Origin of the sequence: Arthrobacter pigmenti, from assembly GCF_011927905.1 — a bacterium.
Lineage (GTDB): Bacteria > Actinomycetota > Actinomycetes > Actinomycetales > Micrococcaceae > Arthrobacter_D > Arthrobacter_D pigmenti.
Map to the genome: position 1 here is coordinate 1,311,984 of NZ_JAATJL010000001.1, position 26,171 is coordinate 1,338,154.

Below are 26,171 nucleotides of genomic sequence, written 5' to 3' on the forward strand. Positions count from 1 at the left end.
ACCGAGCACTCCAGGGAGAGGAACCCCACGCATGAACGAGTTGCTGCCAACGATCTGGTTCATCCTCATCGCCGTGCTGTGGACCGGCTACCTTTTCCTCGAGGGCTTCGACCTCGGGGTCGGCATGCTGATGAAGGTCTTCGCCCGCACCGACCGCGAGCGCAGGGTGCTGCTGAATACGATCGGCCCGGTGTGGGACGGCAACGAGGTGTGGCTGTTGACCGCCGTCGGCGCGACGTTCGCCGCATTCCCGTTCTGGTACGCCTCCCTGTTGTCCTCCCTGTACCTGCCCCTGGTGCTGGTGCTATTGGCATTGATCTTCAGGGCCGTCGGGTTCGAGTATCGGGGAAAGATGAACAGTGACCGCTGGCGCCGCCGCTGGGACCGCGCGATCTTCGCCGGTTCGCTGACGTCGGCGGCGGGCATCGGCGCTACCCTCGCGGTGACCACCACGGGTCTGCCGCTGAACGCGAATGGCGACCGGGTGGGCGGACCCTTCGCGTGGCTGAGCTTCGATGCCCTCCTGGGGGCTGCCGCCGTCGTCCTGTTCTGCCTGGTCCATGCCCTGGCGTTCCTTGTCCTGAAGACGGCCGGTTCCATCCGCGAGCGCGCGCGGAGGGTATTGATCCGTCTGCTCCCCGTCGCCGTTGTACCCCTGCTCCTGTGGGGCGGGCGCGTTCACGTGGCGGGTGGAACGTTCTGGACCGGAGTGCTGCTCACGCTTGCGGTGGTTGCGGTCACGTGCGCCTGGCTCTCCCAGCGCAAGTCCCGGGACGGCTGGGGCTTCGTGTGGCTCGGTGTGTTCCTGGCGGCCAGTCTGGCCTGCATCTTCGGCTCGGCATACCCGGTTGTGCTGCCATCCACCCTTGACGAGGCATTCAGCCTCACGGTCCAGAACGCCTCGAGCTCGCCCTACACGCTGGGGCTGATGAGTATCATTGCCGCGTTCGGCGTGCCCCTCGTGCTGGCTTACCAGGGGTGGACCTACTGGGTGTTCCGCAAGCGCGTGAGCGAGCAGAGCATTCCCGAAGCACACACCGTGACCCCGCTGTGATTGAGCGATTGCTTGCCCGGGGCCCGGCCGGCTCGCTGGTACCCGCCGGGCCGGTCTACCTGCTCGGTGTCCTCGCCGCGCTCAAGGCCGTGGGGCTGGTGCTGGTTGCAGAGGCCATCGCCTCAGGGATAGCAGGTCTGGCGCAGGGAGCGCTGCCCGGAATAGATGAGTTGTGGCTCGGGCTCGCCGGGGTTGGGCTGCGCGCCGCTGCCGTGTGGCTGCAGCAGGGCACCGCGCACCGGCTGGCGCACGGAGTGAAGGAACGGCTCCGGAGGCAGGCGCTCGAACGGGTTCTGGCCGACGGCGGTCCCGCGAGCTCAGGGTCGGGCACCGGAGCGCTGAGCGTGTTGCTGACGCGCGGCCTCGACGGCCTGGACAAGTACCACACGCAATACCTCCCGGCGCTGATCACCTGCGCCGTAGTCCCGCTGATGATCGGAGCAAGGATCCTGGCGGCGGACTGGGTGAGCGCCGTCGTCATCGTCGTGACCATCCCGCTGATCCCGGTGTTCATGGTCCTCATCGGCTGGCACACCCAGGACCGCACCAGCGAAGCGCGGGCATCGCTCGACCGGCTGTCCAATCACCTGCTCGAACTCGCCAGGGGGCTGCCCGCGCTGGTGGGCCTGGGCCGCGCGTCGGCGCAGACACGGGCCCTGCACGACATCAGCGCCGGATACTCCACGCGCACGATGGAAACCCTTCGCGTGGCCTTCCTGTCCTCGCTGGCACTGGAACTGATCAGCACCATCTCAGTGGCCGTCGTCGCCGTCTTCATCGGTGTGCGCCTCATCCACGGCGATGTGGGCCTCGAAACCGGTCTGCTCGCCCTCATCCTCGCCCCCGAGTGCTACCTCCCGCTGCGCGACCTCGGCGCCGCCCACCACGCCAGCGAGGAAGGACTCGACGTCGGGCGCCGGGTCCGCAGCCTGATCGACCGGCCGCAGGCCGCGGCACAGCCCAAGCGCGACGACGACGGCCCGGCCGCCCGGGCTGAGCACCTCACCGTGCGCTTCGCGGGCAGCCGCGAACCCGTACTGCGTGATGTCACTTTCGAGATCGTGCCCCGGACGATCACCGCGCTGCGCGGCCCGAGCGGATGCGGCAAATCGACCCTCATGGGGCTGATCGCCGGGATGCCTCAACCGTCCCTCGAAACGGAGGGAAGCGTGGTGCCCTTCGCCGGTCCCGTTGCGTGGGTACCGCAGCATCCGGAACCGTTCCTCGAAACGGTGCGCCAGGAACTTGAGTTGTACGCCGCACCGGGAACGGACGACGACGGGCTCGCCGCCGCCCTTGCCGCCGTCGGGGGTATCCGACTCCTCGAGAAGTCAACCGGCGAACTGAGTCCGGGCGAACTGCGTCGGCTCGCGGTCGCGCGGGCCCTGCTCCGGGTGCAGGCCGCAGGCGGGACCCTCCTGCTTGATGAACCTACCGCCCATGTGGATGAGGAGACCTCCGAGACGATCCGGCAGGCGGTAGCAGGGCTGCGTGGATCAGTGACCGTTCTGCTCATCGCGCACGACGCGGCCACCGCCGATCTAGCGGACACCACCATCGAGCTTGGAGTTGCGGCATCTTCGTCGCCGGCGGCTAGCCCCAAAACGGACAAGGAAACGGCACCCCACAATTCCGTCGTACCTGATTCTGCCGCCGCCGGCCCAACCGATTCCGGCACGTCGTCCATCCGGGGTTTCACGCGATCTGCCTGGCAGGCGCTCATCCTCGTCCGCCCCTGGTCAGCGCGGTTCCTCGCCGCACTGGCCTTCGGTACCGGCTCATCAGGCTTTGCCGTCGCCCTCACGGCCCTCTCCGGCTGGCTGATTGTCCGCTCCGCCGAGCAGCCGCCCATCCTTTACCTCCTGGCCGCCATCGTGGGCGTACGGTTCTTCGGCATCGGCCGGTCGCTGCTGCGTTACTGCGAACGGCTCTGGCTGCACCACGCCATCCTTCAGACCGCTGACGCAATCCGGCTCAGGTTGTGGGGAGCATTGCTCACCAGGGCCGAATCCTGGCGTTCGCTATCCTGTGGCTCGGGCGGCATTGAACGGCTGGTGGGCGACATCGACGAGTTGCGTGACAGCGCAGCACGCGCCGTCTTTCCGCCGCTGACAGCTGCGGTTACGGGCATCGGATCCATAACGACGACGGCGCTCATCCTGCCAACGGCTGTGGGCTGGCAGGTGCTCGCCGTGGTCATCGGAGTTGGAGTGGCGCCCGCCGCAGCACTTTTGGCGGACCGGGCGGCAGGTGCTGCAGGAATCCGTGTCCGGGCGGCCTCGCTGGCCCAGACCACCAGCCTGTTGCGCGCCTGTCCCGACATCGCAGTGAACGGACTGGCAGGACAGGCGCTGAACCGCCTCGCACACCTGGATGCCCGGTCCGCCCGCCTCGTCCGCCGCAACTCCTGGGCTGCAGGTGCCGGCCAGGCCCTCGTGATCCTGGGCTGCGGAATCGCTGCGCTGGGGATCCTGAGCGGCTCCGAGGGTCTGCCGGCCGAGGCGGTCGCCGTCGTCGTCCTTATGCAGCTTGCGCTCGCCGAACCGCTGATCCTCGGCGTGGCGGCGGTCCAGCAGTGGGGTCCGCTCGCCGCCGTCGCCGGCCGGATCAGTCCTGACCTGCGCGCCGCCGGAGCAGAGTCCCGCGCGCGTGCAGTTCACCAGGCTGGTTCCGGTGAGGAGATTGCGCTCGAGGACGCCGCTGTCGCGTACGAGCCCGGCCGGCCGGTGGTTGAGGGCGTTACGCTCCGGATCCGCCGGGGGGAGTGGACCGCGCTGACCGGGCCGTCAGGGAGCGGCAAATCAACCCTGATCGGTGCGCTGCTGGGTTTCCTGCCGCTGATGCGGGGGCGGTACGTGATCGCCGGGGCGGAAGCCGCAACCGGGGACGTCCCGAAGGTCGCCTGGTGCCCGCAGGAGGGTTATCTGTTCAACTCGACGGTTCGCGCGAACCTTCAGCTCGCACGTGTCCCGGCCAACCCGGCGACAGAGCAACAACTCTGGGAAGTGCTTTCCGCCGTCGGGCTCGCACCCACTGTCCGGGACCGCGAGGGCGGACTCGACGCCGGGATCGGGCCGGCGGGCAACCGTTTCTCTGGCGGCGAACGGCAGCGGCTCGCTGTGGCACGGGCGCTGCTCAGCGACGCCTCCACGCTCATCCTCGATGAACCGACCGCGCACCTGGATCCTGACGGCGCTGCCTCACTGATGCGGGATCTGCGCGCGGGCCTGGGAGACCGTCCGGTACTGCTGGTAACCCACGACCGCGGGCTTGCGTTGACGTGCGACACCGGCGTTGAACTGGCCCCCGGACCGGCCGGCGATCACCTACGCTGGGAGCATGCCTACACCTGTTCTGACACCGGCTGACCACCAGTTGAGCTGGCACCCGATCACGAACGCCGACATTGACGGTTGGGAAGCGCTGCTACGACGCATGGCCGAAGTGGACAAGCCCGACTGGATCGAGCAGAAGGCAGATCTCGAGGAAGTCTTTTCCGCCTCGAAGAACGATCCGTCGCTGGACACCGTCATGGGATTCGATGAGGAGGGCACACCGCGTGCTTTCGGGCGCATCAGCGCCAATGCCGGTTCCAACCTCGTGCATGCTTTCGGCGGCGTTGATCCGGTATGGCGGCGTCGCGGTATCGGCCGCGCAATCCACGAGTGGCAGGTTGAACGGGCGCACCGTCGACTCACCGATGCCGGCATCCCGGACGGCTTCATCCGTAGCTACGTCGAGGAGAACAACCCCGGACACCGGGCGCTCATGGAAGCCGCTGGCAACAGGATCACCCGCTGGTTCACCGAGATGACCCGGGATCTTTCCGAGGAGATCCCCGAGGTGGACCTGGATCCGGAATTTGGGATTGTGACCTTCAGCGACGATATTTCCGAGGCGGTTCGCCTCGCGCACAACGAGGCCTTTCAGGACCACTGGGGGAGCGAACCGCGCGACGAGGAGAGCTGGCACTTCACCGTCAGCCACCCCGAGTTCCGTGCAGAGTGGAGCCTCGCGGTGATCGACAACGCCTCCGGGGAAGTAGCGGCGTACGAGATCGCAAGCTATGACCCGGAATCGAAGCAACTCGTGGGACACGATGAGGGCTATACCGAGCTGCTTGGTGTCCGGCGCGACTGGCGCGGACGACGGCTCGCTCCGGCGCTCCTCGCTGAAGCGATGCGGCGGTTCAAGGCTGACGGCATGGAAAACGCCGGCCTCGGAGTTGACACGGAGAACCCATCGGGGGCTCTTGGCCTGTATGAGCGGATGGGCTACACACCCACCCGCCGGTCGATGGCCTTCGAGCGGCTGCTCTAGCGACGGATCGGATCAGGCAGGGCTCGGACCGATCGCCTCCACGGGCTGAGAGAGCGCAATCCCTGAACCGTCACGGCGGCCGTGCTCGGTGGGCAACGCGCGGGCAACCCCGGTTGCGGATACCGCCTTGGCCGGGCCATGGCCGGCCCACGCAAGCTCAAGGTGGTCCTCGCCCTTCAGGAAGCGGTGCGCACGCACTCCGCCCGTTGCCCGGCCCTTCACCGGATACTCCGAGAACTCCGTCACCTTCACTGAGCCGGCCGTGGTGCCCGGAAGCGCCTCGCTGCCCCCGGCAATGGTCACGACGACGGCGGCGGGATCCTCTGCGCGGACCGCGCCGAAGTGGACGACGGCGTCGTCGGCTGCCAGCTTGATGCCAACCATGCCGCCGGCCATGCGCCCCTGCGGGCGGACCGAGGACGCCGGGAAGCGCAACAGTTGGGCCTCACGGGTGATGAAGACCAGGTCATCGGCGTCCTCTGCCTGCGCGAGCCCGACCACCTGGTCTTCCGGCTTGAGTGTTATGGCTTCGAAGTCATCACGGTTCAACGGATAGTCCGGACTCACCCGTTTGACTACGCCCTGTGCAGTGCCGAGTGCGAAGACCTTGTCCAGCGGTACAAGACCCACGAGGGACTCGCCGCGCTCAAGGGTGATGAATTCCTTGACGGACACGCCGCCGGCGAGGTTCGGGATCCCGTTGGTCGGCGGCAAGGCCGGCATGTCGACCACCTGGAGCCGCAGCATCCGGCCCGCTGATGTCACGGCGCCGATCTCAGCCCTTGCGGTGGTCGCTAAAACTGAACTAAAGGCATCGTGCTTGACCCGTTGTCCGCCGTCGACAATCGGTTCCTGCCCGGTGGTGCGCGCCAGCTGGCCGGAGGTGGAGAGAAGAACCCAGCACGGATCGTCCGCAATCTCAAGCGCAAGCGGCGCCTTGGCGCCCGTACCCGCCTGCGTCGGCAGAACAGTGCCCTTGAGGGGGGCACTCGCTTCGGATTCAAGCAGGACGGTCCGCCGGGGCGTCGCAAACTGTTCCGAGATGGCGGCCAGCTCATTCGACACCAGCTCCCGCAGCTTCTGCTCCGAACCCAGGATTTCCTCCAGAGCGGCGATCTCCCGCCGAAGCTCATCCTGCTCCTTCTCCAACTCGATGCGCGAGTACTTTGTCAGCTGCCGCAGCCGGAGCTCAAGGATGTAGTTGGCCTGGATTTCGGTCAGGTCATAGATGGCCATGAGCCGTTCCCGGGCTGCCGCGGCTTCGTCCGAGGAACGGATGATCTGGATGACCTCGTCGATGTCCACGATGGCGATCAGCAGGCCCTCGACAAGATGGAGGCGGTCCTTCTTCTTACCGAGGCGGTACGCGGTGCGCCGCCGGACCACTGAAATGCGGTGGGAGACGTACACCTGGAGCAGCTCGAGCAGTCCAAGCGTGCGGGGCTGCCCGTCAACCAGGGTTACGTTGTTGATGCCGAAGGAATCCTCCATCGGGGAATACCGGTACAACTGGGCCAGCACCGCGTTGGGGTTAAACCCGTTCTTCAGTTCGATCACCAGTCGCAGGCCGTGCGTGCGGTCCGTCAGGTCCACGATGTCGGAGATACCCTGCAGCTTCTTCGCGGTGACGGCGTCCTTGATCTTCTCGATGACCTTCTCCGGGCCGACCGTGTAGGGGAGCTCGGTTACCACCAGGCCGGTTCGCCGGGCCGAGAGCTGCTCGACCTCAACCTTGGCTCGGGTCTTGAAGGATCCCCGGCCGGTGGCGTAGGCGTCGCGGATGCCGTCGAGTCCCACGATCTTTCCGCCGCTGGGCAGGTCCGGCCCGGGGACGAAGCGCATCAGGTCCTCAAGGGTTGCATCCGGATGCTCGATGAGATGCCGGGCGGCAGCGATCACCTCGCCAAGATTGTGCGGAGCCATGTTCGTGGCCATGCCCACGGCGATGCCGGTGGCACCGTTGACCAGCAGGTTCGGGAAGGCGGCGGGCAGCACTTCCGGTTGGGTGAGCTGGTTGTCGTAGTTGGGAATGAAGTCGACAACGTCTTCGGCGAGGTGGTCAGTCATGGTGAGCGCTGCCGCGGCCAGGCGCGCCTCGGTGTATCGCGCTGCGGCCGGGCCATCATCCAGGGAGCCGAAGTTGCCGTGCCCGTCGATCAGAGGAAGGCGCAAGGAGAAATCCTGCGCCATGCGGACCATGGCGTCGTAAATTGCGGCGTCACCGTGTGGGTGCAGCTTGCCCATCACTTCGCCCACCACGCGGGCGGATTTCACGTGCCCGCGGTCCGGTCGCAGCCCCATGTCCGTCATCATGTAGAGGATGCGCCGCTGCACGGGCTTGAGGCCGTCGCGCGCGTCAGGCAACGCACGCGAGTAGATCACCGAATAGGCGTACTCGAGGAAGGAGCCCTCCATTTCGGAGGTCACATCGATATCGATGATGTTCTCGGTGTAGTTCTCATCCGGTGGTGTTGCTTGGCGCCTCGCCATGGTTCCTGAAGTCCTTCAGCAGCTAAGTGTTCGGATTGTGCGTTGCAGGGGCACTTGCAGTGGGCAGCTACACCGGCGTCGAAAGCAGGTGCTGTTGCCCGGGCGTGCCCGGCCACTACTGTGAGTCTATGGTGGCTGAGCGTCTTTACCCGCAATATTGGGAGGCGGACGTCGTGTTGCGGGACGGCTCAACGGGTCACCTGCGCCCTATTTCGCCACTCGATGCGGACGCCGTCCAGGCGTTCCACCAGCGGCAGTCGCAGAACTCCATCTACCTGCGGTTCTTCACCTACAAGTCCTCATTGAGCGCGAAGGAACTCAAGCGCTTCACCGAGGTGGACCATGTGAGCCGCGTGGCCTTTGTGGTCACGCGCGGCGCTGACATCATCGGTATCGGCCGCTACGACCGCCTCGACGATCCGGCACTGGCGGAAGTCGCGTTCAATGTCTCGGACGCACACCAGGGCAGGGGCCTTGGCTCCATACTGCTGGAACACCTTGCCGCCGCCGCACGCGAGAATGGGATTAGCCGTTTTACGGCGGAGGTGCTGCCGGAGAACCGGAAGATGATCACCGTTTTCGCGGAGGCCGGTTACGAGGTGGAACGGCATTTCGATGACGGCGTCGTGGAACTGACCTTCAACATCGACCCCACGGAGCGCTCACGGGCCGTCATGGAGGCCCGCGAACACCGCGCGGAGGCGCGAAGCATGGAGACTCTTCTCACGCCGTCGTCGGTTGCCGTGATTGGCGCGAGCCGCAGCTGGGGGACCGTTGGATATTCCCTCCTTGAACACATCATCGACGGCGGCTTCACCGGCACGGTGGCGGCAGTGAACCCCGAAGCTTTCGAGCTGAACGGAATGGTTGCCTACGGATCGATCGGGGAGGTCCCCGGGCCGGTGGACCTTGCAATCGTTGCCGTTCCATACGATCGCGTGGCGGCTGTGGTGGATGAGTGCGGCAAGGCAGGCGTGAAGGGGCTGCTGGTCGCCACCGCGGGCTTCGCCGACGATGGCGACGGACTCGCGCGTCAACGCGCCCTTGTGCACAGCGCGCGGTCGTACGGTATGCGCGTGATCGGACCGGCATCCCTGGGAATAGTCAACACGGATCCTGCCATCCGGTTGAACGCCTCCATGGCGCCGCTGCTGCCCCGGGCGGGCGGACTCGGGCTCTTCAGCCAGTCCGCCGCGATCGGGGTGATGCTCCACGCGGCCGCGACGCGCAGGAACCTTGGCCCCTCATCAGCGCTCTCGGCGGGTAACCGCGCCGATGTCTCCGGTAACGACGCAATGCAGTACTGGGAGGACGATCCGCGGACCCGGGCTGTGGCGCTCTACCTCGAATCGATCGGGAACCCGCGAAAGTTTTCCCGCATTGCGCGCAGGCTGTCCAGGATGAAGCCGGTGCTCGTCGCGAAGTCGGAGGTGATGGGACTGCAGCTCCCGCCCGGGCACGCCGTGCGCACCACCCAGGCGCCGGGCGGAGCGCTGGACGCCATGTTGCGGCAGTCCGGCGTCATCCGGGTTGAAACCACAGAACAACTGATGGACGTCGCCCAGATCGTGGTCGGCCAACCGCTTCCGGCCGGGCCGGGGGTGGCGGTATTCAGCAACTCGCTGGCTCTCGGGAAGGTGGTGGCAGACGGCGCAGGGGCACAGGGCCTCGACGTTGTCCACCTGAACGCCGCACTCGATCTTGAGACCGGGCAATCCATAGCCCTTCCCGCATTCAAGGCCGCACTGCAGGCGGCCCTCGGCGACGCCGCCGTGCACTCCGCCGTCGTGACGCTCCTGCCGGCAGCCGGACTTACCCCGGGCGCCATTCTGCCGGTCCTGCGGGAGTGCGGCGACAACGCCGGCAAGCCGGTTGTTGCCTGCTTCACCGGTGCGCTGGACGCGGCGGAACAGGTAGAGGGGCTGGGCGCGCTGGACGACGCCGGGCTCGGCGTACCGTGTTTCGGGAGCCCGGGGGCGGCGCTGGCCGCGCTCGGCGTGGTTGCGCGTTACAGTCGGTGGCGGGCAGGGGATCACGGCGAGTTCGCGGAGCTTGCGGATATCGCCGAGGACGACGCCGCCGCTCACCTGACCGGCGCCCTCGACCGGGTCAGCGACGTCGGGCTTGCACGGCTGGACGGCGGGGAGACCGGGCGGCTGCTGGCAAGCTACGGTATCGGGCTGGTGCCCTCGGTGTCCTTCGAAACGGACGTCGAAGCGGTTGAGGCGGCCGGAGAGCTCGGCTGGCCGGTCGCGCTGAAGACGGTCGACGAGCACCTGCGGCACCGCCTGGACTTCGGGGGCGTACGGCTCAACCTTGCAGGCGCCGAGGAACTGCGGACAGCGATCGGAAGCATGCGCCGGGAACTTGCCCCCTTCGGTAATCCGGGGCTCGAAGTCCAGAGAATGGTGCCCCCGGGCCAGGCGTGCGTGATCCGGGCGATCGAGGACCCGCTCCTAGGCCCGGTCATCTCCTTCGGCATGGCCGGTGACGCGGTGAACCTGCTCGACGACTGGGCACACGCCATCCCGCCGCTGACCACCCTGGACGCTGCGGAACTGGTGAGGACGCCGCGTGCCGGCAGACGGCTGTTCGGCTACCAGGGCTTGCCGCCGGTCAACGTTCCCGCGCTGGAAGACCTGCTTTTGCGGGTGGCGCACCTCAAGGAGCGGCATCCTGAGATCGCCCTGCTGTCATTCAATCCGGTCCTTGTCTCTGCGGTCGGCCTGGCCGTCCTGAGTGCGGACGTCAGCGTCGGCAACCCGCAGCAGCGCACCGACAGCGCCCGCCGCGCGCTGCGTGACTGACCCTCCACAAAGGGTGCTCCCGGTTATGCGGGCGCCGCTGCGATAGGTCACACTGGAACCATGACTCCATCGCTGTCGGCTGAGCGCCGCGACCTGGATGCCTCCCTCGAACGTGCGGGCTTCTACCCAAGGCTCGTGGCCGACGTTGTTCATGATGCACTGGATGGCCGTGAGCCCCTCTCGCATGTGGTCCACCTTGAGACTCACTTCGAACGCACTGAGGTGCGCAGGCACATCACCGTCCTCGTCCTCACCGAGGACATGCTTGTGGTCACCCACGTCGATGACCAACAGCTTGACGACGCCGGCGAGCTGGTCTCGGCGCAGGTGTCCACCGAATCGGTACCGGTGAGCCAGATCCGCTCGGTGGTGCTCAGCTACCTCTACGCGCAACCGCAGGATTACAAGCCCTCGGATCCCGCGCGCGAACTCACGCTGGGGATCGCCTGGTCCGGCGGTCAGCGGCTGGACATGGGGCCGGCAAGCTGTGGGGACCCGCAGTGCGACGCCGACCACGGCTATACCGGAACCATTGCCCAGGAAGACATCGTTCTGCGCGTGAGCGCGGAGGCAGACGGCCTGCAGGCCGTCCAGAATGCCAAGTCCTTCGCGCGTGCGCTGCGTACAGTGAGCACGGCCAACCCATCGGTGGCCGGCGTCGTCGTTAACCAGCCGCAGCCCGGCCGCCGCCAGCCGGGCCTGGCAACGCGCTTCAGCCGGGCGCACCACGGGCGGTAAAGCCACACGTGACAGGCGCTATCCTCCACCGGGAACCGCTCCCGGCAGCACCCGCGTACGGCCGCGGGACCATCGGTGAAGTATTTACCAGCTCCGCTGCCGCACTGGGCCTGCCGGGCTTCGTCAACGCACTGGATCTGCCCATTGCCCGCCGGGTCTGCGTTGTACTCGTCGACGGCCTGGGCGCGGGCCTCCTGAGGCAGCGGTCGGGGCATGCCCCCTTCCTGCGCGGCTTCCTCGACTCCGCGCGCAAGATCGGCTCGGTCTTTCCCAGCACGACGGCGGCCGCGCTCGCCTCCCTGGGCACCGGCCTGCCGCCCGGGCAGCACGGGCTTGTGGGTTATGACGTGCTTGATCCGGCGCAGGGAAAGGTAGTCAACATGCTCGGCGGCTGGGACGCGGAGGTGGAACCCGCCCGTTGGCAGCCGCACAGCACAGTCTTCGAACGTATCGCTGCGGACGTGCCGGTCACCAGCGTCGGGCTGCCGCGGTTCGACAATTCGGGGCTGACGCGCGCTGCCCTGCGCGGGAGCACCTACGTCGCCGGCAGCACGCCGCAGGCCCGCGTGGAAGCCGTATGCTCGGCCCTTGCAGCCAGCGAACAGGCACTTGTCTACCTCTACCTCAATGACCTGGACAAGACCGGACACCGCTCGGGTTCTGCCTCGCCTGAGTGGGGCGAGCGGTTGGAGGACCTGGACCGCAGCATGCGTAGTCTCGCCGCGAAACTCCCACCGCACACCCTGCTTCTCCTGACGGCCGACCACGGCATGGTGGATGTCGAACGCCGTCACCGCATCGACTACTCGGCAGAGCCGCGCCTGACCGATGGCGTCACCCACACGGCCGGTGAGCCCCGTATGGTGCACCTCTACACCGATCCCGATCTGTCGCCGTCCGAAAGGGAGCATTTGGTTCAGACGTGGCGGGAAACATATGGTTCCCGGGCCTGGATCTTAACCCGCGCCGAGGCGATCAGCGCAGGACTGTTCGGCAGCGTGGACCCAGGAGTGGAAGCACGGATCGGGGACGTCCTTGTCGCGGCACGGGAACCCGTAGCTTTCTACGACACCCGCCGGGTAGCCGCGTCCGCGCTTGACGTGGTGGGTCAACATGGATCGGTGACCCGGGCGGAACGGGAAGTCCCGCTCCTGACACTCAAGAAGCCCGGTCCCGCCCCTTCGCGCATCGTGGGGCGCTGAACCGTGGCCGAGCTTGTCTTCTTCTCGGGAACCATGGACTGCGGCAAATCCACCCTTGCGCTGCAGATGGACCATAACCACAGTGCCCGTGGTCGGGGCGGTCTGCTCTTCAGTTCGCATGACCGCGCTGGAGAGTCGGTCATCTCGAGCCGCCTGGGCCTACAGACTCCGGCCATCGAGGTCCGTGCTGACACCAATTTCTGGGATGAAATAGTTGCGAGGCGCACGCACGGCACGCGGGTGGACTACCTCATTTGCGACGAGGCGCAGTTCTACGTGCCGGAGCAGATCGAGCAGCTCGCCCGGATCGTCGACGACATGGACATTGACGTCTTCGCCTTCGGCATCACGTCCGATTTCAGGACCCAACTGTTCCCCGGCTCGCAACGGCTCATCGAGCTGGCCGACCGCACGCAGGTTCTCCAGGTCGAGGCTCTGTGCTGGTGCGGCCGTCGCGCCACGCACAATGCGCGCACCGTGGACGGCATCATGGTGATCGAGGGCGAACAGATGGTCGTTGGGGACGTTGGGGCTATGGCCGCCGAGGATGATTCCCGGCAGGAGAAGCTCACCGGCGGGGGACTGGATGCGCTGGACGCATCGGGCGCGCCGGTGGTCGGTTACGAGACGCTGTGCCGCCGGCACCACATGCGTGAGGTCACGGCGCGTACGGCGCGCACCCTTGCCGGCAGCGATACCCCGCTACCGTTCGATCCCGCTGCAGCACTGCTCTGACGGACGGACTCGCGTTGGGTTGCTGAGAATAGCGCGTTGAGCGCCGAATCAGTCTCCCTTAGTGCCGAAAACAATCTCGTCCCAGCTCGGCACGCTTGAGCGCCGCGGACGGATCTTCCGGTCTGCATTGCTTTCAGCGGATTTCGACTCGGAGTTCGCAGCTGTTTCAGGGGTGCTTTCAGCGCTGGGCGTGTTCTGGTCCCGCGCATGGTCCGGTGCGGTGGCGGCGTCGTCATCCATTCGGCTGGACGGACCAGCGATCATGCTGATCTCTCTCGTGTGGGTGCTGACGCCCTCGAAGAGACGTGGCGTGCCGTCGTCGTACGTGTCCTGGGTATCTTCGTCATCGAAGATGGACGGCGCCAGGCTCAGACCCGGGAAGGGACGCGGCTCCGCGTCCTGATGACCGGTATCCGGTTCTGTGTGGCCCGTGCGGGGGTGAGCGGCGGGAATGTGGCCCTTCGCGAGCATGAGCGCGAGCGCGTCGTCGCCGTCTTCATCGGCACCGAGCCGCTGCCCGCGGCGGGACCGCAGCACATCCAGCAGTTCGTCGGACTCGTCATCGGATTGGGCGTCCGGATCTGCTTTGCCCGTGTCGGTCTCGAAGTCGAAGACCTTGTCCGCGACCGCACTGAGCCGGCGGGACGGCAGCGGGCCGTCGAGCGGCTCGAGTTCGCTGAGCACCTGCGCCCACCGGTTTGCGTTCAGCACCGCACGCCGGGAAGGATTGAACGTCCATTCTGCGGGCGGCTCCTCGCCAACGGAAGCAGTGGAAGCGCTTGGCAGGCCGAACCGGGCGACCACCGTCCATAGTCCGTCCGGCTTGCGCCAGGCATCCCACTCGACGGCGTCCGGATCCACACCGAATGCCTGCAGGCGGAAGCGGACCATGTCTTCCAGCTGCGCCGGATTGTCTCCGAATGCTGAGCGGTAGCCGTCGTGGGACGGCACGGGCGAGGCAACCTCGACGCGCCGGGCAAGCTGCGCCATGTAGTCCCGTTCAGCGCGCACCGGACCCTCATACCGAAGGACATGCGCCCGGTCCACCCCGGTTTCATCCACGATCTCCTGCGCCGTGGCACCGGACCGGATTCTCGCCTGGATGTCCCTGGGGCTGAGTGTTGGGCGATTCTGTGCGCCGTCGGAAACCTCCTGGCGCACGGGACGTGTGGACGGCCTGGTACTCGCCATCCGCAGCGCCTCGTTGACGGGTAGACGGAAGGCGGCACCACCTTCGCCGCTCAACAGCAGATGACCCCCGTCCTCATCCACTCCCACCAGCCGTAGCTCCTGCATCAAAACCCTCCAGCCGACGTTCTTTGCTTTCGGTGAAACTCTGCCATCCATGAGGTCTGGTTCCTACTTCTTCCTTGGTGTGGCGCGGAAGTTCTGCAGGTTTAGCGGACGATAACACCTGGACGCCCCGCCATTGAGTGAATATTGTGCCTCCCGATTGGCTTTTCGGGGGATGATCAGCAACAATCTCTGCGGTACGGGCACAAATCTGGCCCTCTCGACGTTGTGAAACGGACAGGACGACGTGGGCTCCCAGCCCAGGAAGACCTGTCCATCGAATACGACTGTGACCACTATCCACCGGAGCGTGAACAACTAACTATGGCGACTGATTACGATGCGCCGCGCAAGACCGACGATGAGCTCAGCGAAGACTCCATTGAGGAGCTGAAGTCGCGTCGCACTGACAAGCAGTCCGCGGTTGTCGATGAGGATGAGGCTGATGCAGCGGAAGGGTTCGAACTCCCCGGCGCAGACCTCTCCGGTGAGGAATTGCTGGTTCGGGTCCTGCCCGCCCAGGCAGATGAATTCACCTGTGCGTCCTGCTTTCTGGTGCGTCACCGTTCCCAGATAGCCAAGGAAAAGGATGGACTCGCCTACTGCAAGGACTGCGAGGGCTAGGAAACCCGCTAAGGGATTGTGGTCCTCACGATGAGGCGGTCAGTGCGGCTTTCAGCTGCTCAGGCCGCCTCGTTGACGTTAACCAGTAAGGCGTGGGGTCTTCGGCGTCCTCAATTTCGATCCTGACGACGGGGGAGATCCAGCCCCGAATGCACAGGTATGCCTTGCCATGCAGTTGCGGCCCGCGCTGGGCTGTTGCCTCCGCGCCCGAGAAGGCAGCAACGGCTCCAATATATTTCCGTTCAATCTGCGCCCGTCCAACCTGAACGTCGCTGGCGGTGACGCGGATGCGGGGCGTGGAGAGAACCAACAGGGTGGTGAGGATCACTGCGACGACAATCGCTGCGATGATTCCAGCTTCGACGCTGATGGGAATGAACGTGAACACAGAGGCAACCGCAGCGCCGGCCACTACCACCCAGATCCACGGCGCCGGCCACAACTTCTCTTCGTAGATGACAGCGCCGGTGGGGGATCCTGTAGACATGATTGTTAGCTAAGCACCTTTCGGGCGGCTTTTCATCCTGCCCGCTTCGCACCTGCAGTCCTGCATAGGTTCTCACCGCGTCCGCAGCTGGTAGGGAAGCGATACAGTAAGGGAAGCATCAGGGCAGCGGTGCGATCGGCGCCGGCCAACCGTCCACGGGGCCCTGGAGAATCATCGAGATCCATCCACCGTGCAGGAATAACGTGCAGGAGATAGACGTGCTGGAGACCGCGGAGGCACTGTCCGTGCAAATCAAGATGCTCGACGACGGCCTGGAGCCTCCCGCCTACGCCCACCCCGACGACGCCGGGGCCGACCTCCGCAGCCGCATCGACTTTGAGCTCGGTCCGGGGGAGCGCGCACTCATCCCCACGGGAGTGGCCATCGCCCTGCCCACAGGGTACGCCGCGTTCGTGCACCCGCGCTCGGGCCTCGCCGCTAAGCACGGGATCACTGTTGTCAACGCACCGGGAACCGTGGACGCTGGATATCGTGGAGAAATTGCTGTCACGCTGCTCAATACCGATGCCTCGCAAACGCTGGCCTTCGCCAGGGGGGACCGCATCGCGCAGCTGGTGATCCAGAAGGTTGAGTATGCGCGGTTCATTGCCGTGGACGTACTGCCTGAGTCGGTCCGCGGTGCCGGTGGCTTCGGCTCGACCGGGGGATTCGCGCCGGCCTAGGCGCACGCAGCAGAGGGAATCGACAGGCGGGGCAACAGCCGCCAACGACATGAAGGAGGAACCCGGTCATGGTATTCGGACGCCGAAAGAAATCAAGTCCAACCGAAGCAGTTGAGGAATCCGCTCAGGAAACCGTTGAGGAGTCCGCTCAGGAGACCGCGGAGGTCCGCGACGACACCGATGTTGTCGCGGAGAGCCCGGATGCAACCGACCGCGCGGCTGCAGGGCCGTTCGACGTATCGGAAAAGGACACCGACACCGGGTATATCGATCTGGGTGCTTTGCGGATCGGAGCCGCGGAGAACCTGCAGTTGCGCCTCGAGGTGGAGGAACGCACCAAACGCGTCATTGCGGTCACCCTCGACATGAACGGCTCGAACCTGCAACTGCAGGCATTCGCCGCGCCGCGTTCTGAAGGTCTGTGGGAAGAGATCCGCGGCCAGATCGGTGGATCGGTCGGTTCGCAGGGCGGAACCATCGAAGAACGCGACGGTGAGTTCGGCACCGAACTGGTGGCGAAACTTCCAGCCCAGACACCCGACGGCCGGTCCGGTTTCCGGGTAGCCCGGTTCGTCGGCGTCGACGGACCACGATGGTTCCTGCGCGGAGTCTTCGGCGGCGCTGCCGCGGTGGACAAGGCCGCGGCAGAACCCATGGAGCAGCTGTTCAGAAGCGTCGTCGTCGTGCGCGGGGATCATCCCCTGCCGCCGCGTGAGCTCCTCCCGCTGAGACTGCCGAAGGATGCCGGAGCGCAAGCCAAACAGCCGCAGGATGCGAAGGACTCCCTCGACAACCCCCTCCGCAGGGGCCCCGAGATCACCCACATTGGCTGATCCTGCCGGGCACGGGGAGCTCCCGGCCGGTTCCCACGCGGGAGAGCGCCGCGGGCGCTCTACCGGTCGGGGTTTCGTTGACCGGGTGACCATCCTTCCCCGGAGCTCCGCGCCGCGCTTCGCCGCTTTCATCTCGGACGCCGCCCACAGCTCCGGCCCCGCCACCGGGGAACCAAGGGCGGCTGCGACGCGTTACTCCGGCACCAGTGTCCGGCTGGTCTGGACGGGGCAGCGGAAGATTTCCGGAATCGATCCCGGCGTTGAACTGGCATTCGAGGGGATGCTCAGCATCGTCGACGGGGTACCCACCATCTACAACCCGCGGTACGAGATCATCGGCCGTCCGGAGGAGACACTGTGAACGAGCCCGCGAAAGACCGGACGCACCCCGCAGACAACGAGGTTCCGGCGGCGGATGCAGCCGGGGCCGAGTCAGGCATGGGCGCCTTCGCCAATCAATACGCCGCGAAGGCAGGCGTCCGCCAGGATGCCAGCGGACGAATCGATGTCCTGCAGTCCATCGGCGGCGTACGCGGCCTCGCAGAGAGTATCCTTCCCGGCCTGTTGTTCACCATCGTCTTCACGGTCAGCCGCGACTTATCGCTATCCCTGATTGTCGCTCTCGCCGTGGCGGCCGTGTTCACCGTTGTGCGGCTGTTCTCAAGGACGCCCCTCACGCAGGCGCTCTCGGGCCTGGTTGGCGTGGCGATCTGCGCCTTCGTGGCCAACCAGACCGGCAACGCGGAGGACTTCTTCCTGCCGGGCTTCATCACCAATGCGGCGTACATCGTCGGAATGGTCATTTCAATCGCCATCCGGTGGCCCTTGGCCGGACTGCTGTTCGGATTCATCCGGGGCGAGGGCACTGACTGGCGGAAGAACGCTTCACGGGTTCGGGCCTACGTTCTCGCTACCTGGCTGATCGTCGCGGTTCTTGCCCTGCGGCTGATCGTCCAGGTGCCGCTTTACCTGGCGGACAACATCGCTGCCCTCGGTGCAACGAGGGTGGCAATGGGTGTCCCGCTCTACGCGCTCGGGCTGTGGTTCGCCTGGCTGGTATCGCGGCCGGCAGCCCAGAAGGAACAGGACCCGCCCGCCTAGGCTTCAGGCGCCGTCGTCGTCGGCCGGTTCCTGGTCCGGGGTGTCCGGTTCCTCCGGCTCCGTTGGAGAGAGGGCGTCGCGCAGAGCGTCCTCTGCAGCGATCGCGGAGACGAAGAAGAGTTCGTCTCCGGCTTCCACCACGTCATCCTGGCTGGGAGTGATGGGTGCGTCGTCTCGCAGGATCGCCACGATGGTGCAGTCCATAGGCAGTTCGATCGAACCCAGTGTCCGCCCGATCAGGAGCGAGTCCTGCGGAACCGTGAATTCGACGATCGCCGAAACGCCGGTCTGAAGCGTCAGCAGGCGGACAAGGTCGCCGATCTCCACCGCTTCCTCCACCAAAGCGGTCATGAGCCGCGGTGTGTTCACCGCTACGTCCACCCCCCAGGAGTCGTCGAACATCCAGTCGTTCTTCGGGTTATTGACCCGGCCGACGGTGCGCCCGACCCCGAACTCGCTCTTGGCCAGCAGGGAAACCACCAGGTTCACCTTGTCGTCCCCGGTGGCCGAAACGACGACGTCGGCCTCGTCCAGCTTGGCGTCCTTCAGCGTGGTCAGTTCACAGGCGTCCCCGATGAGCCACCGGGCTCCCTTGAGCCCGCTGCGCCCAATGACCTCGGGCTTCTGGTCGATCAGGAGGATGTCGTGGTTGTTCGAAAGCAGCTCCCGCGCAATGGACGAACCAACGCTGCCTGCTCCCGCAATGACAACTTTCACTCCGACTCCTCCTGCGGCTTCTTGGACAGGATCCGCGCGACCTCGTCCGTCGCCGCCGTTTCCATCATGGCGTGCACAACGTCGCCTTCCTGATAGTTGGTGCCCCTGACCGGAAGCATCCCCTCGCCGAAGCGCGTGATGTAGGCAACCCGGACGCCGGAAGCCGCTTCGATGTCCTTGATGGACCTGCCAAGCCAGCCGCCATGCAGGGCCAGTTCACCCAGGATGAGCCTTCCTGAGGATTCCCGGAAATCGCCGTTGATGCTTTGCTCCGGCAGGATGCGCCGAAGCACCTGGTCCGCGCTCCACCGCACGGCGGCAACGGTGGGGATGCCGAGCCGCTGGTAGATCTCGGCCCTGCCCGGATCATAGATCCGCGCGACGACGTGGGGGACGTGGAAGATCTCCCGGGCAACGCGTGTTGCGAGGATGTTCGAGTTGTCGCCGCTGGACACCGCCGCGAAGGCATAGGCGTTCTCGATCTCGGCGTTCTTCAGCGTGTCGCGGTCGAAGCCGACGCCGGTCACCTTGCGTCCGCCGAACGATCCCCGCAGCCTGCGGAAAGCGCGCTCATCCTGGTCGATGATGGCCACGCTGTGGCCTGACTCATCCAGCGTGTGCGCCAGGCTGACGCCCACCCGGCCGCAGCCCATGATTACGAAATGCGCCACTGCGCCACCCCTGGTTGTCCTCGAGAGCTGCCCTGCACGAACTTTTGTTGCACGCTGTTCCTGCCGCCACTGAATACTCCACCAAGCCTAACGCGCTAGTCTGTGGGCTGTGCTGACATTCTTCGAGGCCGCCAAACGGGTGCTGGTGGGCAAGCCGTTCCGCAACGACCGGCTGCGGCACGAAACCCTGCCGAAGAAGATCGCCATGCCGCTGTTCTCGGCGAACGCGCTGTCCTCGACGGCGTACTCGCCGGACGAGATCCTGCTCACCCTCGCCCTTGCCGGTGTAGCCGCCGTCGCGGTGTCGCCGTGGGTCGGCCTGGCGGTGATCGTAGTGCTGCTGGTGGTCATTGCGTCCTATCGCCAGTCTGTCCATGCCTACCCTTCCGGCGGAGGCGACTACGAGATTGCCCGCCGCAACCTCGGCAACGGAGCGGGCGTGACCGTCGCGGCAGCGCTCATGGTTGACTACGTCCTCACTGTCGCTGTGTCGGTCTCCGCTGCGGCGCACTACCTGATTTCACTCGCGCCGGCGCTCGCGGGGACGCAGGCCACCCTGGCGGTCGGCGCCGTCGTCGTCCTGGTCCTGGTCAACCTGCGTGGATTCACCCGCGACGCACGGGTACTGGCAGTGCCCACCTACATCTTCATGGCAGCCATTGCTGCCCTATGCATCACGGGTATGGTCCAGCAACTGGCCGGCACGCTCGATGAGGCACCCAGCGCACGCTTCGAGATCATCCCGGATTCAGCGTTCGATTCCGGGCTCGTGGGCCTTGCCGGTGCCCTGCTCATCCTGCGCGCGTTCTCCGCCGGGGCCGCCGCGCTCACCGGCGTGGAGGCGCCGAGCGCCAATGTGCCGAGCTTCAAACCACCGCGGGCCAGGAACGCCGCAAGTACGCTGCTGATCCTGGGTGTTGTAGCGAGTCTGCTGACGGCGGGGATCATCTACCTGGCGAATGCAACCAGGGTCCACGTGGTCCAGAATCCGGCCGACCAGCTGCTGCTGGACGGCCGGCCGGTGCCCGATTCCTACGTTCAGAACCCGGTGATCAGCCAGCTGGCGGGGACCGTGTTCGACGGCGGAACCCTGCCCTTCGTCATCGTCGTCTTCGCTACTGCCCTCATTCTCCTGCTGGCCGGCCATGCGGCGTTCAATGGCTTCCCGGTCCTCGCGTCCATCCTGGCGAAGGACGGCTACCTCCCGCGCCAGCTCAGCACCCGCGGCGACCGTTTGACGTTCAGCAACGGGATCATGGCGCTTGGCGCAGGCGCGGTCTTGTTGATCCTTGTGTTCCGCGCCGATGTCACTCAGCTGGTGCAGCTCTACATCGTGGGTGTCTTCGTGTCCTTCACGGCCACCCAGCTTGCCCTGATCAAGCACTGGACCCGCGAGCTCCGGAGCGCAGTCGACAAGAAGCGGCGCTGGCAGATGAACAAGTCACGGGCCATCAACTCCATCGGGTTCGTCCTGACCGCGGCGGTACTCGCGGTGGTGCTGGTCACGAAGTTCGAGTTCGGTGCATGGATAGCGGTGCTGGCCATGGTGGTGCTCTTCGCGATCATGCTCAGCATCAAGGCCCACTATGACCAGGTTGCCCGGGAGCTGGCGATCGAGGACCCCTCGGCGGTCCGTGCCCTGCCTTCGAGGGTGCACGCGATCATTCTTGTGTCGCACGTGCGCAAGCCTGTGCTGCGCGCACTGGCCTTCGCCCGGGCATCACGCCCGTCGAAGCTGGACGCGATTGTGGTCGACGTGGATCCGGAGGAGACACGCCGTACCCTCGAAGACTGGGACAGGCTCGAGGTTCCGGTTCCCATCACTGTTCTCGCCTCGCCTTACCGGGATACCATCCAGCCGATCATGGACTACATCAAATCCATGCGCCGCGACTCCCCGCGGGACCTCATCGTGGTCTATATTCCCGAGTACGTGGTGGGGAAGTGGTGGGAACAGCTCGTCCACAACCAGACGGCGCTGCGCATCAAGACCAGGCTCCATTTCGAACCCGGTGTCATGGTGGCCAGCGTCCCATGGCAGCTCGCGTCGTCCGACGCCGCCCGCAAATTTCAGGACCTCAGGTGACTCAAACTCCAGAACTCGAACTGACCATCGGTCCACCCGCCCACGGCGGGCACTGCGTCGCCCGCCACGAGGGCCGCGTCATCTTCGTCCGGCATGCGCTGCCGGGCGAAGTGGTGAAGGTGCGCCTGACCGAGTACGACGACGACGCCCGCTTCTGGCGCGCGGACGCCACCGACATTCTGCGCCCTTCCGGTGATCGGGTGAACCACCCCTGGCCGCTGGCCGATGCGGTGTTGGCGGGAACGCGGGGAACCCGCCCGGTGGGCGGTGCGGAGTTCGGGCACATGGACCTCGCGGTGCAGCGAAGGGTGAAGGCAGATATCTTCGAGGAGCAGTTGGCCAGGCTCAGCAAGGTGGAGCGGAGCGTATCCGTGGAAGCGGTGCCGGATGAGTCCCCGGACGGTCTGGGATGGCGCACCCGGGTGGGATTCGCCGTGGATTCTTCCGGCCACCTGGCGATGCACGGACACCGTTCCACGGAGTTGGTGCCGGTTGCCGATATGCCCCTGGCCGTCCCGGCCATCAACGGGCTTGGGCTGTGGAACGTCGATTTCACCGGTGTGGACGCCGTAGAGGTAGCAGCAGGCTCAGGTGAGGGGGAGCCGCTGGTGCTCCTGACCGTATCCGGGGATACGTTGAGCCGTACCGTGCGGTCGCTCGCCGAGGGCATCCCGGGAGCCTCCGTGGCCGCCTGGAATCCGGAAAGCGGATCCCTCCAGCGGTTGCAGGGCCGCACCTGGGTCCAGGAGATCGTCGGTGAGAACCGGTTCCGGGTGACCGGGGAGGGTTTCTGGCAGATCCACCGCAGCGCCCCTCAAGTCCTCACCGACGCAGTCCTGGACGGACTCCAGCCGGAGCCCGGCCAACGGGTTGCCGATCTGTACGCCGGTGCCGGGTTGTTCACTGCGGCGCTGGCAGACCGGGTAGGGGAGTCAGGGATGGTGCTGTCCGTGGAAGGCTCTCCCGCGGCGAGCAAGGACGCCCGGCGCAACCTCCATGGCCGCGCCCACGTGGACATCGTCCAGGGCAAGGTCGAGAAGGTGCTGCGGGAACGCCGCCCGCACCTCGACGCGGTCGTCCTTGATCCGCCCAGGGCCGGGACCGGCAGGGAAGTCGTCCGGGCCATCACCGGAGCGGGCGCAAAGTGTGTTCTCTACGTGTCCTGTGACCCGGCGTCGTTCGCACGCGACGTCAGCTACTTCGCCGACGCGGGTTGGAGCCTGGACACGCTGAGGGTCTTCGACCTTTATCCGCACACACACCACATGGAGTCGGTGGCTGTGCTGCGCCCGCACACAGCGGCACCCGTCGGCCGGTAACGGATAGGATGAATCTGGTTGTTCCGCGTGGTCTACGCGCAGCCTTCGGCTCTGAGCCGATACCTGTGCCGCTGCCGGCTCTTGTCTTAGGTCTTCCTAACTAGCAGCTGGCGCCTGCCGGAACAAGGATAGAAGACGGCGAGAGGAGTCCTGACATGAGTGGTGTGGACAGCTTCGGTTCCAAAGGCGTACTAGATGTCGCCGGGGCCGAATACGAGATTTTCCGGTTGAATGCGGTTGAAGGTGCCATGAACCTTCCCTACAGCCTCAAAGTGTTGCTTGAAAACCTGCTGCGCACCGAGGACGGCGCGAACATCACCGCCGACCATGTGCGCGCCCTCGCCGGCTGGGACGCTGACGCGCAGCCGAGCACCGAAATCCAGTTCACGCCCGCCCGGGTGATCATGCAGGACTTCACCGGTGTGCCGTGCGTCGTGGACCTTGCGACCATGCGGGAGGCCGTGAAGGAACTGGGCGGAGACCCCTCACGGGTCAACCCCCTCGCGCCAGCCGAAATGGTGATCGACCACTCGGTGCAGATCGACGTCTTCGGTAACTCCGATGCGATCGAGCGCAACATGGAGATCGAATACGAGCGCAACGGCGAACGCTACCAGTTCCTGCGCTGGGGCCAGACGGCCTTCGATGACTTCAAGGTTGTTCCGCCGGGCACCGGCATTGTGCACCAGGTCAACATCGAATACCTGGCGCGGACCGTCATGACCCGTGAGGTCGAGGGCAAGCTGCGCGCCTACCCGGACACCTGTGTGGGCACTGACTCCCACACCACGATGGTTAACGGCCTTGGTGTTCTTGGCTGGGGCGTCGGCGGCATCGAGGCCGAGGCAGCGATGCTTGGCCAGCCCGTGTCGATGCTGATCCCGCGCGTTGTCGGCTTCAAGCTCACCGGTGAGATCCCCGCCGGCGCGACCGCAACCGACGTGGTTCTGACCATCACCGAACAGCTGCGCAAGCATGGCGTCGTGGGCAAGTTCGTCGAGTTCTACGGCGATGGTGTTGCAGCGGTGCCGCTGGCGAACCGCGCGACCATCGGCAACATGAGCCCCGAGTTCGGCTCCACCGCCGCCATGTTCCCCATCGACGCGGTAACCCTCGAGTACCTGCGCCTGACGGGTCGCTCCGAGGAGAACGTCGCACTCGTCGAGGCTTATGCCAAGGAACAGGGCCTCTGGCACGATCCGTCGCGGGAGATTCGCTTCTCCGAGTACCTCGAATTGGACCTGTCCACGGTGGTTCCCTCCATCGCCGGCCCCAAGCGGCCGCAGGACCGCATAGAACTGACCGACGCCAAGGAACACTTCCGCAAGGACATCCACAACTACGTCAGCAACGCCGACGAAGCTGCACTGGATGAAGCGCTCGAGGAGTCCTTCCCGGCCTCTGATGTCCCCGCAATGACCTCCACACTCACGGCGTCCGCCGCAGCATCGGCTGATGGCCGCCCCTCGCGTCCCGTCGAGGTGAAGATGCCGGATGGGCGCGAGTTCATCCTGGACCATGGTGCGGTCACGATCGCGTCGATCACCTCCTGCACCAACACTTCGAACCCGTCGGTGATGCTTGCCGCCGCGATCCTTGCCCGGAACGCGGTGGACAAGGGACTGGCGTCCAAGCCGTGGGTGAAGACTTCGGTAGCCCCAGGTTCCAAGGTCGTGACCGACTACTACGACAAGTCGGGGCTCACGCCGTACCTGGAGAAGCTCGGCTTCTTCATCGTCGGCTATGGCTGCGCCACCTGCATCGGAAACTCAGGGCCGCTCGAAGAGGAAATCTCCAGCGCGATCCAGAGCAACGACCTCTCCGTGGCTGCTGTGTTGTCCGGAAACCGCAACTTCGAAGGCCGGATCAACCCGGACGTGAAGATGAACTACCTCGCGTCGCCACCGCTCGTGATTGCGTACGCACTCGCCGGAACCATGGACTTCGACTTCGAGAATGATCCGCTGGGCCAGGACGAGTCCGGCGCCGATGTATTTCTGCGCGATATCTGGCCGAGCCCTTCAGAGGTCCAGCAGGTCATCGACTCCTCAATCGATGAGGCGATGTTCTCCAAGGGCTATGAGGGCGTTTTCGACGGCGACGATCGCTGGAAGGCTCTCGATACTCCTGAGGGCAACACCTTCGCCTGGAGTGAGGACTCCACCTACGTGCGGAAGCCGCCATACTTCGAGGGCATGCAGGCGCAGCCGGAGCCGGTTGCGGACATTGACGGTGCCCGCGTGCTCGCCAAGCTCGGCGATTCGGTGACCACCGACCACATCAGCCCGGCTGGTTCCTTCAAGTCGGACAGCCCGGCCGGTCGCTACCTGCTGGAGCATGGCGTCGCCCGAAAGGATTTCAACTCCTATGGCTCACGTCGTGGTAACCACGAGGTGATGATCCGCGGTACCTTTGCAAACATCCGTCTGCGCAACATGCTGCTCGACGGCGTGGAAGGCGGCTTCACTCGCGACTTCACCCAGACCGGCGGGCCGCAGACCTACATTTACGACGCCGCCATGAACTACCAGGCCTCAGGCACTCCGCTGGTTGTACTCGCAGGCAAGGAGTACGGATCCGGTTCGTCACGTGACTGGGCCGCCAAGGGAACCGCACTGCTTGGGGTGAAGGCGGTCATCGCCGAAAGCTACGAGCGTATCCACCGCTCCAACCTGATCGGAATGGGAGTCCTGCCGCTGCAGTACCCCGCCGGTGAGAGCGCCGCGACGCTGGGCCTGACCGGCACCGAAACCTTCTCCATCGAGGGCGTTACCGAACTGAATGACGGCAACACGCCGTCAACGGTGAAGGTAACGGCCACGCCGGAGGAGGGCGGTGAGCCCGTCTCCTTCGACGCGGTGCTCCGCATCGACACTCCTGGTGAGGCAGATTACTACCGTAACGGCGGTATCCTGCACTACGTTCTGCGCCAGTTGACGGCGGCTTCCTGACCACCTGAGCACTGTCACGAGCACGCCGCGTCCCTGCCATGGGGCGCGGCGTGCTTTTGT

Annotated in this window: 20 protein-coding genes; 15 read left to right on the forward strand and 5 right to left on the reverse strand. The window is 65.7% G+C overall.

The features are described from left to right. The first annotated feature begins 31 nt into the window (after window positions 1-31). From cydB to BJ994_RS06045, 3 genes are read left to right on the forward strand one after another with little or no spacing between them, the layout of a single operon-like run. Window positions 32-1,054: a cytochrome d ubiquinol oxidase subunit II gene (gene cydB, locus BJ994_RS06035; RefSeq protein WP_167992492.1), complete on the forward strand. Its 1,023-nt coding sequence runs from the start codon at window positions 32-34 to the stop codon at window positions 1,052-1,054. Next, window positions 1,051-4,422 (forward strand): thiol reductant ABC exporter subunit CydD, encoded by a 3,372-nt coding sequence (gene cydD, locus BJ994_RS06040; RefSeq protein WP_167992494.1) that lies wholly within the window; start codon window positions 1,051-1,053, stop codon window positions 4,420-4,422. Before cydB ends, cydD begins: the two co-directional genes overlap by 4 nt. Continuing rightward, on the forward strand, window positions 4,394-5,374 hold the full coding sequence (locus BJ994_RS06045; protein ID WP_245192260.1) for a GNAT family N-acetyltransferase: 981 nt from the start codon (window positions 4,394-4,396) through the stop codon (window positions 5,372-5,374). The genes cydD and BJ994_RS06045 overlap by 29 nt, the downstream gene beginning before the upstream one ends. A gap of 12 nt (window positions 5,375-5,386) precedes the next feature. Here the strand turns inward: BJ994_RS06045 and BJ994_RS06050 are convergent, their stop codons facing one another. Next, entirely contained in the window at window positions 5,387-7,864 is a 2,478-nt protein-coding gene (locus BJ994_RS06050) for a DNA gyrase/topoisomerase IV subunit A (RefSeq protein WP_167992497.1), read from the reverse strand. A gap of 128 nt (window positions 7,865-7,992) precedes the next feature. Here BJ994_RS06050 and BJ994_RS06055 point away from each other — a divergent pair, with 128 nt between their 5' ends. Genes BJ994_RS06055 through BJ994_RS06070 form a run of 4 tightly spaced genes read left to right on the forward strand, consistent with a single transcriptional unit; the run spans window position 7,993 to window position 13,346 of the window. After that, complete coding sequence (locus BJ994_RS06055; protein ID WP_167992499.1) at window positions 7,993-10,671, forward strand: bifunctional acetate--CoA ligase family protein/GNAT family N-acetyltransferase; 2,679 nt, start codon at window positions 7,993-7,995, stop codon at window positions 10,669-10,671. Between the two features lie 60 nt (window positions 10,672-10,731). After that, window positions 10,732-11,409: a DUF5998 family protein gene (locus tag BJ994_RS06060; RefSeq protein ID WP_167992501.1), complete on the forward strand. Its 678-nt coding sequence runs from the start codon at window positions 10,732-10,734 to the stop codon at window positions 11,407-11,409. 8 nt (window positions 11,410-11,417) lie between these two features. After that, on the forward strand, window positions 11,418-12,611 hold the full coding sequence (locus BJ994_RS06065) for an alkaline phosphatase family protein (protein WP_167992504.1): 1,194 nt from the start codon (window positions 11,418-11,420) through the stop codon (window positions 12,609-12,611). A gap of 3 nt (window positions 12,612-12,614) precedes the next feature. Continuing rightward, window positions 12,615-13,346, forward strand: a complete 732-nt coding sequence (locus BJ994_RS06070; RefSeq protein WP_167992506.1) for a thymidine kinase — start codon at window positions 12,615-12,617, stop codon at window positions 13,344-13,346. 48 nt (window positions 13,347-13,394) lie between these two features. On the opposite strand, the gene sepH is transcribed toward BJ994_RS06070, so the two are convergent. Continuing rightward, a complete protein-coding gene (gene sepH / locus BJ994_RS06075) occupies window positions 13,395-14,642 on the reverse strand; it encodes a septation protein SepH (protein ID WP_167992507.1) in 1,248 nt (415 codons plus the stop codon). A gap of 321 nt (window positions 14,643-14,963) precedes the next feature. Between sepH and BJ994_RS06080 the strand changes: the two genes are divergently transcribed. Next, on the forward strand, window positions 14,964-15,263 hold the full coding sequence (locus BJ994_RS06080) for a DUF4193 domain-containing protein (protein ID WP_167992509.1): 300 nt from the start codon (window positions 14,964-14,966) through the stop codon (window positions 15,261-15,263). Window positions 15,264-15,288: 25 nt separating this feature from the next. Here BJ994_RS06080 and BJ994_RS06085 read toward each other — a convergent pair whose 3' ends face one another. Next, complete coding sequence (locus BJ994_RS06085; protein ID WP_167992512.1) at window positions 15,289-15,750, reverse strand: DUF3093 domain-containing protein; 462 nt, start codon at window positions 15,748-15,750, stop codon at window positions 15,289-15,291. Between the two features lie 203 nt (window positions 15,751-15,953). Here BJ994_RS06085 and dut point away from each other — a divergent pair, with 203 nt between their 5' ends. From dut to BJ994_RS06105, 4 genes are all read left to right on the forward strand, one after another. Next, window positions 15,954-16,433, forward strand: a complete 480-nt coding sequence (dut, locus tag BJ994_RS06090) for a dUTP diphosphatase (RefSeq protein ID WP_425339368.1) — start codon at window positions 15,954-15,956, stop codon at window positions 16,431-16,433. Window positions 16,434-16,501: 68 nt separating this feature from the next. Further along, complete coding sequence (locus BJ994_RS06095) at window positions 16,502-17,266, forward strand: DUF3710 domain-containing protein (protein ID WP_167992513.1); 765 nt, start codon at window positions 16,502-16,504, stop codon at window positions 17,264-17,266. 85 nt (window positions 17,267-17,351) lie between these two features. Next, window positions 17,352-17,627: a single stranded DNA-binding domain-containing protein gene (locus tag BJ994_RS06100; RefSeq protein WP_167992515.1), complete on the forward strand. Its 276-nt coding sequence runs from the start codon at window positions 17,352-17,354 to the stop codon at window positions 17,625-17,627. A gap of 77 nt (window positions 17,628-17,704) precedes the next feature. Continuing rightward, window positions 17,705-18,367, forward strand: coding sequence for a DUF3159 domain-containing protein (locus BJ994_RS06105; RefSeq protein ID WP_167995886.1), 663 nt, complete (start codon window positions 17,705-17,707; stop codon window positions 18,365-18,367). 3 nt (window positions 18,368-18,370) lie between these two features. On the opposite strand, the gene BJ994_RS06110 is transcribed toward BJ994_RS06105, so the two are convergent. Together BJ994_RS06110 and BJ994_RS06115 are read right to left on the reverse strand one after the other, a co-directional pair. After that, on the reverse strand, window positions 18,371-19,084 hold the full coding sequence (locus BJ994_RS06110; protein ID WP_167992518.1) for an NAD-binding protein: 714 nt from the start codon (window positions 19,082-19,084) through the stop codon (window positions 18,371-18,373). Then, on the reverse strand, window positions 19,081-19,755 hold the full coding sequence (locus tag BJ994_RS06115) for an NAD-binding protein (protein WP_167992521.1): 675 nt from the start codon (window positions 19,753-19,755) through the stop codon (window positions 19,081-19,083). Before BJ994_RS06115 ends, BJ994_RS06110 begins: the two co-directional genes overlap by 4 nt. A 109-nt stretch (window positions 19,756-19,864) precedes the next feature. Here BJ994_RS06115 and BJ994_RS06120 point away from each other — a divergent pair, with 109 nt between their 5' ends. The 3 genes from BJ994_RS06120 (at window position 19,865) to acnA (ending at window position 26,111) form a co-directional block, all read left to right on the forward strand. Further along, complete coding sequence (locus tag BJ994_RS06120) at window positions 19,865-21,841, forward strand: amino acid permease (protein WP_167992524.1); 1,977 nt, start codon at window positions 19,865-19,867, stop codon at window positions 21,839-21,841. Further along, window positions 21,838-23,160, forward strand: a complete 1,323-nt coding sequence (locus tag BJ994_RS06125; protein WP_342450301.1) for a class I SAM-dependent RNA methyltransferase — start codon at window positions 21,838-21,840, stop codon at window positions 23,158-23,160. Before BJ994_RS06120 ends, BJ994_RS06125 begins: the two co-directional genes overlap by 4 nt. Before the next feature lie 155 nt (window positions 23,161-23,315). Next, entirely contained in the window at window positions 23,316-26,111 is a 2,796-nt protein-coding gene (acnA, locus tag BJ994_RS06130) for an aconitate hydratase AcnA (RefSeq protein ID WP_167992529.1), read from the forward strand. The last annotated feature ends 60 nt before the right edge of the window (window positions 26,112-26,171 follow it).